Source organism: Agrobacterium sp. GW821-FHT14E08, from assembly GCF_058803865.1.
Genome location: NZ_JBXAPJ010000001.1, coordinates 1,686,676 through 1,699,955 on the forward strand (window position 1 = coordinate 1,686,676; position 13,280 = coordinate 1,699,955).

Annotated in this window: 14 protein-coding genes; 9 read left to right on the plus strand and 5 right to left on the minus strand. The window is 58.8% G+C overall.

All coding sequences use genetic code 11. The features are described from left to right. Window positions 1–70: 70 nt before the first annotated feature. Together greA and AC1ROR_RS08365 are read left to right on the plus strand one after the other, a co-directional pair. Window positions 71–547, plus strand: coding sequence for a transcription elongation factor GreA (gene greA / locus AC1ROR_RS08360; RefSeq protein WP_003522847.1), 477 nt, complete (start codon window positions 71–73; stop codon window positions 545–547). A gap of 91 nt (window positions 548–638) precedes the next feature. Beyond that, window positions 639–1,694, plus strand: a complete 1,056-nt coding sequence (locus AC1ROR_RS08365; protein WP_498589111.1) for a glycosyltransferase family 4 protein — start codon at window positions 639–641, stop codon at window positions 1,692–1,694. A 31-nt stretch (window positions 1,695–1,725) separates the two neighbouring features. On the opposite strand, the gene AC1ROR_RS08370 is transcribed toward AC1ROR_RS08365, so the two are convergent. Then, a complete protein-coding gene (locus AC1ROR_RS08370; RefSeq protein WP_498589112.1) occupies window positions 1,726–2,193 on the minus strand; it encodes an Lrp/AsnC family transcriptional regulator in 468 nt (155 codons plus the stop codon). A gap of 265 nt (window positions 2,194–2,458) precedes the next feature. Between AC1ROR_RS08370 and trxB the strand changes: the two genes are divergently transcribed. The 4 genes from trxB (at window position 2,459) to AC1ROR_RS08390 (ending at window position 6,489) form a co-directional block, all read left to right on the plus strand. Continuing rightward, window positions 2,459–3,433 (plus strand): thioredoxin-disulfide reductase, encoded by a 975-nt coding sequence (trxB, locus tag AC1ROR_RS08375; protein WP_035220716.1) that lies wholly within the window; start codon window positions 2,459–2,461, stop codon window positions 3,431–3,433. Between the two features lie 24 nt (window positions 3,434–3,457). Next, window positions 3,458–4,354: a LysR family transcriptional regulator VtlR gene (locus AC1ROR_RS08380; RefSeq protein ID WP_020011327.1), complete on the plus strand. Its 897-nt coding sequence runs from the start codon at window positions 3,458–3,460 to the stop codon at window positions 4,352–4,354. 600 nt (window positions 4,355–4,954) lie between these two features. Then, complete coding sequence (locus AC1ROR_RS08385; protein ID WP_003494718.1) at window positions 4,955–5,245, plus strand: ArsR/SmtB family transcription factor; 291 nt, start codon at window positions 4,955–4,957, stop codon at window positions 5,243–5,245. Between the two features lie 131 nt (window positions 5,246–5,376). Next, the gene (locus AC1ROR_RS08390) at window positions 5,377–6,489 is read left to right on the plus strand and encodes an alkene reductase (protein ID WP_498589113.1); all 1,113 of its coding nucleotides are present in this window, start codon (window positions 5,377–5,379) and stop codon (window positions 6,487–6,489) included. A gap of 58 nt (window positions 6,490–6,547) precedes the next feature. Here AC1ROR_RS08390 and AC1ROR_RS08395 read toward each other — a convergent pair whose 3' ends face one another. Further along, window positions 6,548–6,937, minus strand: coding sequence for a DUF6220 domain-containing protein (locus tag AC1ROR_RS08395; RefSeq protein WP_498589114.1), 390 nt, complete (start codon window positions 6,935–6,937; stop codon window positions 6,548–6,550). Then, window positions 6,937–7,974, minus strand: coding sequence for an NAD(P)H-binding protein (locus AC1ROR_RS08400; protein WP_498589115.1), 1,038 nt, complete (start codon window positions 7,972–7,974; stop codon window positions 6,937–6,939). The genes AC1ROR_RS08395 and AC1ROR_RS08400 overlap by 1 nt, the downstream gene beginning before the upstream one ends. An 89-nt stretch (window positions 7,975–8,063) precedes the next feature. Here AC1ROR_RS08400 and AC1ROR_RS08405 point away from each other — a divergent pair, with 89 nt between their 5' ends. Continuing rightward, window positions 8,064–9,008 carry a LysR family transcriptional regulator gene (locus AC1ROR_RS08405; RefSeq protein ID WP_080835355.1) on the plus strand — a complete coding sequence of 315 codons (945 nt, stop codon included), beginning with the start codon at window positions 8,064–8,066 and terminating at the stop codon, window positions 9,006–9,008. Window positions 9,009–9,027: 19 nt separating this feature from the next. Here AC1ROR_RS08405 and AC1ROR_RS08410 read toward each other — a convergent pair whose 3' ends face one another. Continuing rightward, the gene (locus AC1ROR_RS08410) at window positions 9,028–9,294 is read right to left on the minus strand and encodes a DUF2188 domain-containing protein (RefSeq protein WP_035220261.1); all 267 of its coding nucleotides are present in this window, start codon (window positions 9,292–9,294) and stop codon (window positions 9,028–9,030) included. A gap of 195 nt (window positions 9,295–9,489) precedes the next feature. Here AC1ROR_RS08410 and AC1ROR_RS08415 point away from each other — a divergent pair, with 195 nt between their 5' ends. Continuing rightward, window positions 9,490–10,596: a calcium:cation antiporter gene (locus AC1ROR_RS08415; RefSeq protein ID WP_142169129.1), complete on the plus strand. Its 1,107-nt coding sequence runs from the start codon at window positions 9,490–9,492 to the stop codon at window positions 10,594–10,596. A gap of 210 nt (window positions 10,597–10,806) precedes the next feature. Here the strand turns inward: AC1ROR_RS08415 and AC1ROR_RS08420 are convergent, their stop codons facing one another. Next, window positions 10,807–12,009, minus strand: coding sequence for a pyridoxal phosphate-dependent aminotransferase (locus tag AC1ROR_RS08420; protein WP_035220259.1), 1,203 nt, complete (start codon window positions 12,007–12,009; stop codon window positions 10,807–10,809). Between the two features lie 210 nt (window positions 12,010–12,219). Between AC1ROR_RS08420 and AC1ROR_RS08425 the strand changes: the two genes are divergently transcribed. Further along, window positions 12,220–13,149 (plus strand): EAL domain-containing protein, encoded by a 930-nt coding sequence (locus tag AC1ROR_RS08425; protein ID WP_080835369.1) that lies wholly within the window; start codon window positions 12,220–12,222, stop codon window positions 13,147–13,149. Window positions 13,150–13,280 lie beyond the last annotated feature (131 nt).

Below are 13,280 nucleotides of genomic sequence, written 5' to 3' on the forward strand. Positions count from 1 at the left end.
GAGTTCCTCTCCGGAACCTGTTTCTTTTTGTGTCTGCAAGTAAAGCGACAGGACTGCGAAGGATAAAAAAATGGTAGAAAAAGTACCGATGACTCAGGGTGGGTTCGTCAAGCTGCAGGAGGAGCTGCGTTGGCGCCAGCAGGAGGAACGTCCCCGTATCATCGAGGCGATTGCGGAAGCGCGCGCCCATGGCGACCTTTCGGAAAACGCCGAGTACCATGCTGCCAAGGAAGCGCAGAGCCACAATGAAGGCCGCATCACCGAACTCGAAGACCTGACCGCACGCGCGGAGGTCATCGACCTTTCCAAGATGTCCGGCTCCAAGATCAAGTTCGGCGCCACCGTCAAGCTGGTGGACGAGGACAGCGACGAGGAAAAGACCTATCAGATCGTCGGCGACCAGGAAGCCGATGTGAAGGCCGGCCGCATCTCCATTTCCTCGCCCATCGCCCGCGCTCTCATCGGTAAGGAAGTCGGCGACAGCATCGAAGTCAACGCCCCCGGCGGCGCCAAGGGCTACGAGATTCTCGCGGTACAGTGGGGCTGATGCCCTCACGTGCAATGCGCCCCAGGCGGGCGCATTGCTTTTTTTGACGTCTTCAATCCCCCCGCATTAGCCGCAAAGACGGAAGCCCATCTTGTCCCACGTCAGTCTGAAAGATGTGCAGGTGCTTGCGCCGAACTTCAAACGCAGGCTCTCCGGCGTCACCTCCACTATCGTTCAGCTCATTCCCGTGCAGAACCGGCTGGGGCAGAAGGTGGCCGTCATCGGGCCGGGCCTGCCGCCGCATCTGCCGCATGTGCGCTTCCGCGATCTGTGGCGGCTCTGGCAAAACGGCCCGCAGGGCGGCCCGCGTATCTGGCATGCCCGCCGCAATCTTGAAATGTTGCCGGGTATTTTCATGCGCGATGTGCTGCGTATGAAGGTGAAGCTGCTGTTCACCTCGGCAGCGCAGAGGCGGCATTCCGCCTATACCCGCTTTCTGATTTCAAAGATGGATGCGGTGGTCGCGACAAGCGGCCGCTCCGGCTCGTTTCTGGAAGTGCCCCACCACGTCGTCATGCATGGCGTCGATACCGAGCTATTTCATCCGGGAGAAGGCCCCGAGGACACGATCGCGGCAACCGGCCTGCCGGGCCAATATCTGATCGGCTGCTTCGGACGGGTGCGCCACCAGAAGGGCACTGACCTCTTCGTGCGCGCCATGATCGAACTCCTGCACGACTACCCGCAATGGACAGCCGTGGTTTCCGGCCGTGTGACGGCGGAACACAAGGCTTTTGCCGAAACACTTGAGGCCGGCGTCAAGGCCGCCGGCCTTTCGGACCGCATCGTGTTTCAGGGTGAGGTGGACGACATCAAGCCGTGGTACCGGCGGCTGACGCTCTATGTCGCGCCGTCGCGCAACGAAGGTTTCGGCTTGACACCACTAGAGGCCATGGCGTCGGAAACGGCCGTCGTCGCCAGCACTGCCGGCGCCTATGAGGAGATGATCGTCAAGTGCGAGACCGGCGCAGTCGTTGAAGCGGGTGACTATGCATCGCTCAGGGATGCGATAAGGACCTATCTTGCCGATCCGGCTCTGGCCGAGAGCCATGCCCGTGCCGGTCTCGCGCATGTGCGCAGCACATTTCCGCTTGAAAAAGAAGCCACGAGTCTCGGCGAAGTCTATGAGGCTTTGCGGCGCGGGTAATGCGTCTCAAGGCAAGAATAAAGCCTGCCGATCAGATTTCCACCAGACCGACGCGCTTGACCTGCCGAATGGTGAGCATGGTACGCACCGTATCGACATTTTCGTCCGCCGTCAGAACCTCGATGACGAAATCCTGAAACTCCGTCAGGTTTCTGGCAACGCAATGCAGCAGAAAATCGCTTTCGCCTGACACCATCCAGGCCTGTCGCACCAGCGACCAGCCGGCGGTTGCCCCGGCAAAGGCCTTCAGATTGCTGTCCGACTGACGCTTGAGACCGACCATGCAGAAGGCGACGAGATCAAAACCGAGCTTCGGCGCGTTCAACATGGCGTGATAACCCTCGATCACGCCCGCCTCTTCCAGCTTGCGGACGCGCCTGAGGCAGGGCGGAGCGGAAATACCGACCCTTTCGGCCAGTTCCACATTGGTCATGCGCCCGTCGCGCTGCAATTCGCGCAGGATTTTCAGATCGATGGCATCGAGTTCGACGCTGGTCACGGAGACGTTCCTCGTTAAGCTGGAGAAGTTCCTTGTACTATTCGGCGCGGGATTCGCAAGAATATGCCGCCGGCCGGTCACAAAATTGCGCGCACATCCACAACTGCCTTGTTGGTAACGCAAGGCTGCCCTTGAATAAAGGCACTAGACAACCTTAAATACCGGGCAATGAAGGGGTGTTGCCCGTCCGCCGTCATGCGGCTGGAAGGCTCGGTGCAAAAAGGCACCGTTGCGAAAGACCCCGCTATTGAAAGGAATGTTTCCCATGTCTGCCCGCCACACGAAGGTATTGATCATAGGCTCTGGTCCCGCCGGTTATACCGCGGCGATCTACGCGGCCCGCGCAATGCTCAAACCCGTGCTGATTGCCGGCATGGAACAGGGCGGTCAGCTGATGATCACCACCGATGTCGAAAACTATCCGGGCTTCGCCGATCCGATCCAGGGCCCCTGGCTGATGGATCAGATGCTGAAGCAGGCAACGCATGTGGGCGCGGAAATCGTCAGCGACCTCGTCACCGAAGTTGACACCACGACTCGGCCTTTCGTGGCCAAGACCGATTCCGGTCAGGTCTGGACCGCCGACACGCTGATCATCGCCACAGGCGCCAAGGCCAAGTGGCTCGGCATCGAGAGCGAGCAGCATTTTCAGGGCTTCGGTGTTTCCGCCTGCGCCACCTGCGACGGTTTCTTCTATCGCAACAAGGATGTGATCGTGGTCGGCGGCGGCAACTCCGCCGTGGAAGAAGCGCTGTACCTCGCCCATATCGCCAAATCGGTCACCGTCGTGCACCGCCGCGACAGTTTCCGCTCGGAGAAAATCCTGCAGGAACGGCTGTTCGCCAAGGAAAACGTCAAGATTCTCTGGAACACGGAGATCGCTGAAATTACCGGCGCGCCCGCAAAGCCGCCAATGCCGCCCTCCGTTTCCGGCGTGAAGCTGCGCGACACCAAGACCGGCACGATCAGCGAATTCCCCATCGACGGCGTCTTCGTCGCCATCGGCCATGCGCCGGCGGTTGAACTCTTCAAGGGCAAGGTGAAGCTGAAGGACAACGGCTACATGTGGACCGCCCCCGATTCCACGGCAACCGACGTGGAAGGAATCTTCGCAGCCGGCGACGTCACCGACGACATTTACCGTCAGGCGATCACCGCCGCCGGCATGGGCTGCATGGCCGCGCTGGAAGCGGAACGTTATCTCACCGCGCAACAACCGCTCGCGGTCGCAGCGGAATAACCGAAAGGCAGGATAGGCATGGCAATGCCCTTGGACTGGGATAAACTGCGCATTTTTCATGCGGCTGCCGAAGCGGGGTCTTTCACCCACGCTGCCGACAAGCTGCATTTGTCCCAGTCGGCCATCAGCCGTCAGGTCAGCGCGCTGGAGCAGGACGTCGGCGTCAAGCTGTTCCATCGCCACGCTCGCGGTCTCATCCTCACGGAACAGGGCGAGTTGCTGTACCGCACCGCCCATGACGTGCTGCTGAAGCTCGAAACCGTCAAGATGCAGCTCACCGAAACGACGGAGAAGCCGAGCGGCAAGCTGCGCGTGACGACGACCGTTGGTCTCGGCCAGGGCTGGCTGACGGACAAGGTGCAGGAATTCCTGCAGCTCTATCCGGAAATGTCGATCCAGCTCATCCTCGACAATGAGGAGCTGGACGTGAACATGCGTCACGCCGATTGCGCCATCCGCCTGCGCCAGCCGCAGCAGTCGGACCTCATTCAGCGCAAGCTGTTCACGGTGCACATGCACGTTTACGCCGCGCCGTCCTACATCAATCGCCACGGCGAGCCGCAATCGATCGAGGATCTGGACAATCACCGCATCATCTCCTTCGGTGAACCGGCGCCCAACTATCTGCTGGACGTTAACTGGCTGGAAAATGCCGGACGCTCTTCCGACAATACGCGCACGCCGCATCTGCAGATCAACAGCCAGACCTCGATCAAGCGCGCCTGCCTGCTGGGAATCGGCATCGCCTGCTTGCCGGATTATATCGTCGGTCGCGATCCCGGATTGATTCAGCTGTCGCTCGCCGCAGATATTCCCTCGTTCGATACCTATTTCTGCTATCCGGACGAGATGAAAAACGCCGCAAAGCTGAAAGCCTTCAGAGACTTCATCGTGGCAAAAGCCCGAAACTGGAATTTCTGACGTTTAAATAGGCCAACGCCACAAAACATCATACTATTTCATGGAGTTGGCCTGTCTGGCGCAGCCATGCGCCGGGCAGGCTTCATGCCAGCTTTGCACAGAAAATATACCGGAAATATGCAGACCTGCGTGATACGCATGCCTGACCTGCACAAAAAAGAGTTGTTTCGTGCACAAAAAAGCACCATATCGCTCTCAGCTGATGCACACGGTGGCTTTTCCTCCCAGTTCCACCGCATCAGCTGTTCCCCTCTGGAGGTTTTTGACCTTCACACTTAAAGGGCCCTGGATCTATCCGGCGGCCCTCTTTTTTTACCCGCAAGAATTTTCCCCAATTTCGCGAAATATCGCATGATGCAACCTTGTTTTGCATTATTGCCGCTCCCATATTTCAATCAGCTGTCACGCTTGCCTATGCACGCGACAGCTGTTCCCCTCTGGAGGTTTTGACCTTCAAACTTGTCAGGCCGCGGAGAAATCCAGCGGCCTTCTTTTTTGGAAGCCATATGGCGACGGTCGATAGCATTCACGGATACGTGAATTGTATATCGGAAATTATCGATATAAATATCGAACGTACCAGATATTAGAGAAGCACAGATGAACCCGGAGGAAATCCTCAAAGCCCTTTCCCACCCTGCAAGGCTGAAGTTCCTTGAATGGCTGAAGTGCCCGGAAAACCACTTCTGTCAGGATCATCCGCTCAGCATGGGTGTATGCGCCAACCAGTTCCAGATCAGCGGCCTGTCGCAATCGACCGTGTCGTCCCATCTGGCGGTTCTACAGGCAGCTGGCCTGATAAGGTCGAAGAAAGTCGGGCAATGGGTGTTTTTCGAACGTAACGAGGAAACCATCGACGCTTTCCGCAATTATCTGCAAGCCAATCTTTGAGCCTCCCAAGCTTCAAGACCAGGGCATCGAACCGAAGACGGTAATCCGGTTTTCACAGGGTTCGATGCCCGAAACAAACAGAGAGCGCGTCCCCCGCGCAATTTCGCCAACCGACCAGAAAGTGAAGTCGCATGACCAGTCTTTTCGAACCGGCACAGGCCGGCGATATCGCACTCGCCAACCGTATCGTCATGGCCCCCCTCACCCGCAACCGTTCGCCGGGGGCAATTCCCAATAACCTCAACGCCACCTATTACGAACAGCGCGCGACAGCCGGGCTGATCGTCACGGAAGGCACACCGATTTCCCAGCAGGGTCAGGGTTATGCGGATGTTCCCGGCCTCTACAAGCAGGAAGCGGTCGAAGGCTGGAAAAAGATCACCGACGGCGTGCATTCGGCAGGCGGCAAGATTGTTGCGCAGATCTGGCACGTAGGGCGCATTTCCCACACGTCGCTCCAGCCGCATGGCGGCCAGCCTGTCGCCCCTTCGGCCATCCCCGCCAAGTCGAAGACCTATATCATCAATGATGACGGCACCGGCGCCTTTGCGGAAACCTCCGAGCCGCGTGCACTGACCATCGACGATATCGGCCTTATCCTTGAAGACTACCGCACCGGTGCGCGCGCAGCGCTTGAGGCCGGTTTTGACGGCGTCGAAATCCACGCCGCCAATGGTTATCTGATCGAACAGTTCCTGAAATCCAGCACCAACCAGCGCACCGATGAGTATGGTGGCTCCATCGAAAACCGCGCCCGCTTCCTGCTGGAAGTCGTGGACGCGGTTGCGGAAGAGATTGGCGCCGGTCGCACCGGCATTCGCCTTTCTCCCGTCACCCCCGCCAACGACATTTTCGAGGCCGATCCGCAGCCGCTTTATAACTATGTGGCGGAAGAGCTTGGCAAGCGGGGTCTCGCCTTCATCCATGTTGTTGAAGGTGCAACGGGTGGTCCGCGCGACTTCAAGCAGGGCGACAAGCCTTTCGATTACGTCGCCTTCAAGGCCGCCTATCGCAATGCCGGCGGCAAGGGCCTCTGGATCGCCAACAATGGCTACGACCGCCAGAGCGCCATCGAGGCCGTGGAAAGCGGCAAAGTCGATGCCGTGGCCTTCGGCAAAGCCTTCATCGCCAATCCGGATCTGGTGCGCCGCCTGAAGGATGACGCACCGCTGAACGAGCCGAACCAGCCAACCTTCTATGGTGGCGGAGCTGAAGGTTATACCGACTATCCTGCTCTTGGCTGATAATCATCGACAAATACAAAACGCCGCACTGCTTCAAAGCAGTGCGGCGTTTGCCGTTTCAGGACAGGCTGCGCGCCTGCCGCGCGGCAAAGTCGGAAAACGCCCCCATGACGAAGGCATTGGCCACATGCAGCGCCTGCAGCAGGCCATTTCCGGTTTCCCGCCCGATGCTCATCAGGGCCACCTGGAGGCAGTAGAGAGCCAGCAGCGCGACGGCACGGGCAAGGTTGGGTCGGACCTCGTCGTAGCGCAGGGCAAGGACCACCAGCGACACGATGGGAATGGCGATCAACATGCCAAGCCCCTTGTGCAGGGAAATCAGCGATCCATCATAATAGATCGACAGTCCGGCTAGCAGCACCTGCGCAAAAATCAGCACCGGCACAATGGCCGAAATCACCGCGAATAGTCGACGCCGAGCGGACATCCCGTTCACCGCGGTCGCCATCACACCCTGCCCCCGGCATCGGCCGGATGGTGAAGGCCCGCCGCTTTCGGTACCTCTTCAAGGCAGCCGAGGCTCGCCAATGTCGTGGATACCGCTATATCGATGGGTGTTTTCGGTTCCGTTCCGAGAAAATCCGTGAGCTTGCGGTTGCTCATCCGGATCGGCATCTGCCAGAGATATTGCATTTCCAGCACCTCCCGGAACAGGGGAACGAAGGGCGCCGCCAGCTTTATGCCCAACCAGGATAGCCGCCGCCGCTTGACCGGATGGCCAACGGCCCGTTCGATCGCACCGGTCAATTGCATCCCGTCGAAATCCCAGAAACCCTCCATGTGATAGACCGCAAAGGTCGAAAGCTCCTCGGCGCGGTCAAGCAGCCGCCCGATCGTCTCGGCTACGTCAGGCAGATAGGCCCATTGATGCCCGGCATGGGGCGCTGCGGGATTCTGGACGCTGCGAACCGGCTTGCCCGGCCGCACCAGCATCTGCGAAAACCAGTTGTTTTTCGCGTCCGGGCCGAAAAAATCACCCGCGCGGACGATCAGAACGGGAATGCCGCGCATTGACGCCATTTTCAGCCGTCGTTCCATCTCCACACGCAGCGTACCCTTGCGGGTAAAGGGCTTTTGCGGGCTGTCTTCCGTCAAAAGCGGAAAGGCGTCCGGGCCGAAATTATAGACGCTGCCGGGAAACACGATCCTCGCTCCACAGGCTTCAGCAGCGGCAATGCTGTTGTCCAGCATTGGCAGCACCTGCCTGTCCCAGTTGCGATATCCGGGAGGATTGACCGCATGGACGACAAGCTGCGCGCCTTTTGCAGCCTCCACCACATCCTGCCGGTTCATGGCATCGCCGGTCACGCGCTCGACACCATCTGTCGCTGAGGCGGACACCGGCTGACGTGTCATCGCCCTCACCCGCCAGCCGCGCAGCAGCAGCATCTTCGAAATCTGGCTGCCGACACCGCCATTTGCCCCGACGATCAGGGCCAAAGGCCTGGCATTCTCAGCCGCATTTACCTGGTTTTCATATATCATCGCCGTACTCCTTGTTATGGGCTGGAGTATCGTCCCGTTCCGCGGTATACGAAATTATCGAAATCAGTGGAGCGGCTATACAAAATATTATGACCAGAAGCCGCGACATCAGCTGGGATTTTTACCGCACCTTCCTCAGCGTGCTAAGCGACGGTTCGCTTTCCGCCGCCGCCCGCGAACTCGGCATCACCCAGCCGACGGCGGGACGCCATATCGGCGCGCTGGAAGAGGCTGTCGGCTTTCCGCTCTTCATCCGCTCGCCGCACGGCCTGATGCCGACGGAAGCAGCGCTAGCACTTCGGCCCTATGCGGAAAATCTGGCCGCGACGACCGCAGCCCTCATGCGTGCGGCCTCGGGTGAGGTCGGCAAGATCGAAGGCACCGTGCGTATCAGCGCATCGGATATTATCGGTGTGGAAATGCTGCCACCGATCATCGCAGCCATGCAGGAAGTTCATCCGCGGCTTGAAATCGAGCTTTCGCTCTCCGATACGCTGGAAGACCTTTTACGGCGTGAGGCGGATATAGCCATTCGCATGACCGAACCGCAGCAGGATGCGATCGTCATGCGCTACATCGGCAATTTTCGCCTGGGATTTCATGCGACGCGCGACTATCTGGCAAAAGCCGGCGCTCCGGAAAGCATGGAAGACCTCAACCACCACCGCATGGTCGGTTTCGACCGCAAGACGCCCTTTATCCGGGCGGCTATTCAGCGGATGCGTTCGCTCGATCCGGAAATACCCGATATTGAAGAGATTTCCTTCGAAATCCGCGCCGACAGCAACCTCGCCCAGCTTGCCATGATCCGCGCCAGCGCGGGCATCGGCGTCTGCCAGATCGGTCTGGCGCGCAAGGATCCGCGTCTCGTCCAGGTCCTTCCGAAAATCGACATTCCGCTGCACACCTGGGTCGCGATGCACGAGAACCTCAAGACCTCACCGCGATGCCGTGCCGTGTTCAGCGCCCTTGTCGAAGGCCTCAAGCTCCATCTCAAGGAAACCGATCCGAACGCTCCGCCGCAACGGCGCTAGGACTGTTCACGTCTGTTTTTCAAAAAGGTCTGGCCGGAGATGAAGTCTTGTCGACCACCTCGGCTTCCGGCCGATCGCCGCCCTGGCTATATTCCTCGTGCCATTGGCCGCGCTCGTCCTGATAGCTGATTTCCTCGTCATCACCCTCCACCTGCTGCTCGGCAGCAACGATGCGTGCAGCCTCGACCGCATCGGCATAGGAAGGGAAGGTTTCTGAATAAGCGCCATTCATGCGGTAGGCAAAGCCTCCGTCATGCTCGACGATTTCATAGACCACTTTGGTCATGCATGTTCCTCCTGTTTCAGTAGGCGACATGGCAACCACAACCGCGTTTCAAGCATTGCATCCGACGGGAACACCACGGCATGAGCAGCATGTCCTGCAACACCACTATCCTACCAAAAGCACTCAAGCGCAAATCCTGCTTGATCTGAAGGACGATACGTCACAGCCTGGGACTGGCACGGGGAAGGGAAATCGATGGCGGGTTCTATTCTGAAGCAGGAGCGCATGCTGCTCCTGGCAATACCGGCGGCAATCGTCGCCTATATGGCCGAACATACAATATTCGAGGCTGGCAAAACGGCGTCTCTCATAGCCGCCATCGCACTCATCGGCATGATCATTCTGGTGTCGATGCGGGTTGCCCATCACGCCGAAATTCTCGCCGCCAAGGTCGGCGATCCCTATGGCACCATGATCCTGACACTGTCGGCGGTGGCGGTAGAGGTGCTGATCCTTGCCATCATCATGAGCGAATCCAGCTCACCAACCCTGGTGCGCGACACGATCTATTCCGCCGTGATGATCGACATCAACGGCATTCTGGGCCTTGCCGCCCTGCTCGGCGGCCTGCGCCACGGCGAACAGCCCTATAATGACGATTCAGGCAAGACCTATGGCGTCATGATCCTGACCGCCATGGGGATCTCGATGATCGTGCCCGAATTCATTCCCGATGAAAGCTGGCATGTCTATTCCGCCTTCACCATCGTCGCCATGATCGCGCTTTATGCATTGTTCCTGAAAATGCAGGTCGGCCCGCACAGCTATTTCTTCAGCTACGCCTATCCCCGCAAGGCCCATCCGGCCGGTCACCCTTCCGACAGCCACGCAGAAGAGGAGGAGGAAGGCAGCGTCTCCCTCTCCATCGGCCTCATCATCGCCGGTGTGGTGCTGATCGGCGTACTGGCGGAATTCATGGCCGCCTTCCTGAGTGAGAGCCTCGAAGGCACGAGTGCCCCACCGGCACTGATGGCGGTCGTGGTAGCGACGATCTCCGCCTCACCTGAAATCCTGACCGCCCTCCGATCCGCATTGCGCAACCGCATGCAGGCCGTCGTCAATATCGCCATGGGCGCGTCACTGTCGACGGTCATCCTCACCGTCCCGGTCATGGAAGGCATCGCGCTTTACACCGGCCAGCCCTTCATCATGGCGATGACGCCGGTTCAGACCGTCATGGTCTTCATCACCCTCATCGCCGCCGCCATCAATCTCAATGACGGTGAAACCAACGCGATCGAGGGAATGACCCATTTCATTCTCTTCGCCACCTTCATCATGCTGCTGTTTCTTGGGCTTTAAAAACGAACGTCGCGCCTGGATTTCGAGGATCTGACAAGGCATCACCGAAACCTCTCCTCCGTCATCGTCGGGCTTGACCCGAGGATCCGTCGCCCCGGGTTGTGGATCCTCGGGTCAAGCCCGAGGAAGACGTCGAATGTGCGGGCATCTATCAAAAACAAAAAAAGCCCGGCATCGCTGCCGGGCTTCCTTCAAAATCGCAACAACCGATCAGCGGCAATCGGCGCAGAAGCGCTGGATGCGCTTGCAGGCCTCTTCCAGCAGCGCTTCCGACGTGGCGTAGGAAATGCGGAAGTTCGGGCCAAGGCCGAAGGCCGATCCCTGCACGACGGCAACGCCTTCGGCTTCCAGAAGCTCGGAGACGAAATCCACATCCGACTCGATGACCTTGCCCGACGGCGCAGTCTTGCCGATCATGCCGGCGCAGGACGGATAGACGTAGAACGCGCCTTCCGGTGCCGGGCAATTGATGCCCTTGGCCTGGTTGAGCATGGAGACGACGAGGTCACGGCGACCTTCGAAGATCTTCTTGTTGGTCGGAATGAAATCCTGCGTGCCGTTCAGCGCTTCGACAGCCGCCCATTGCGCGATGGAGCTGGCGCCCGAGGTCTGCTGGCCCTGGATCATGTCCATGGCCTTGATCAGCGGCAGCGGGCCAGCGGCATAGCCGATACGCCAGCCGGTCATGGCATAGGCCTTGGAAACGCCGTTCATCGTCAGCGTGCGGTCATAGAGCGAAGGCTCCACTTCGACCGGCGTGACGAATTTGAAATCGCCATAGGTCAGGTGCTCATACATGTCGTCGGTCAGCACCCAGACATGCGGATGCTTGACCAGCACGTCCGTCAGCGCCTTCAGCTCGTCATGCGAATAGGCAGCACCCGAGGGGTTGGACGGCGAGTTGAACACGAACCACTTGGTCTTCGGCGTGATCGCCTTTTCCAGCGCTTCCGGCTTCAGTTTGAAATTGTCTTCCAGAGTGGTGTCGACGAATACGGGCGTACCGCCGCAGATCGCCACCATTTCCGGATAGCTGACCCAGTAAGGCGCGGGAATGACGACTTCGTCACCCGGGTTGAGGGTGGCCATGAAGGCGTTGAAAAGGATCTGCTTGCCGCCCGTGCCGACAATCGTCTGCTCCGGCTTGTAGTCCAGGCCGTTTTCGCGCTTGAACTTGTCGGCAATCGCCTTGCGCAGTTCCGGAATACCGGAAACGGGCGTGTATTTCGTCTCGCCGCGCTTGATGGCCTCAATGGCCGCTTCCTTGATGTTTTCGGGCGTATCGAAATCCGGCTCGCCCGCGCCAAGGCTGATCACATCACGGCCCTTCGCTTTAAGCTCGCGGGCTTTCTGGGTAACAGCGATGGTGGCGGATGGCTTTACGCGGGAGAGAATGTCGGCAAGGAAGGCCATTTTTAATCGGTCCTGTTGTGGTTGACATCGGCAGAGGCAGAAAATCCCATCTTCTGCGGCATTTTCTATGTCGAAAGACAGACGCTCTTTCAAGGCCAAAAGCGGCATATGTGACATAGCGAAGAATTTAAAGCTTGCTTAACCCGGAAGTAACGCTTGATCCGCTACATTAGCGAGCCTAGGGATCGTGTCTCTATAGCTGGTTGAAAAATGGCGCCCAAAAGCATCTTTTCCAGTCTTGTCCGCGAGGTCGATGGCACATGGTCCACGGCCTATAGCCCCTTCAACCTGAAATCGGCCCTGCAGCCCATTTTCCGCCGAACGATGAGCGGTGCGCTCGACATCGATTCCTTCGAAGGTCTGGTGCGACCCCACCGCAACGGCGAACCGGTGACGCCGGGTGAATTCTTCTCGCTGGTGGCGCCTGAAGATATCGAAAATATCGACAGCATCCTGCGCACCATCCATATCCTCAATACCGGCAGGCTCAATCGTTCCCGCGCCCGCATCTTCGTCAATTTCCATCCCGGCCTGTTCCAGACACCTGCCAAGATGCGGCAGGAGGTGGAACGCATGCGGCTGGCCGCCCACGAGGCCGGCATGACCGCAGACCGCATCGTCTGCGAAATCTCCGAGAAAAAGGCGTCTGACACGCAGATAGTCGCCGATTTCGCCTACCACATGCATGATATCGGCTTTCGCGTGGCGCTGGATGACTATGGCGCCGGCGATTCCGACATCGACCGGGTGAAACTCATCAAGCCCGACTATGTGAAATTCGAGGCGGGCTGGGTGCGTGATTTTATGCAGAATTCGGCGGGCGCCGCCCTTCTGCGCGTCATCGTCAGCCAGTTCCGCAACGATGGAATAGAGCCAGTCTTTGAAGGGCTGGAAACCAGCTGGCAGGTCGAACTGTGCGAGGAACTGGGCGTTCTGCTGATGCAGGGTTACGTTCTGGCGAAACCCGAGCTCGCGCCGACAACATTCGACGCACGCTTTCCCGAACTTGGCAGCGAGTATTTTTCCCCTTCGCCGAGAGCGGACAGGAACGCGGCCGCACCGGCATTTTCCCGGGACGAACGAACGCCTGAAGCGCATCCGCTGCGCCAGACCCGGACCTTCGGAAAACGCGGCCTCTGACGCCGCCATTGGCGGCGGCAATGGCCCCATAATCGGCCTCGCCCAAATATCGCCACAATAAATACTCTGGAACGCCAGAATTCGGTCTCCAAGCCGTCCATTTCGAAGCCTCTTTTATCCTTCAGGAACAG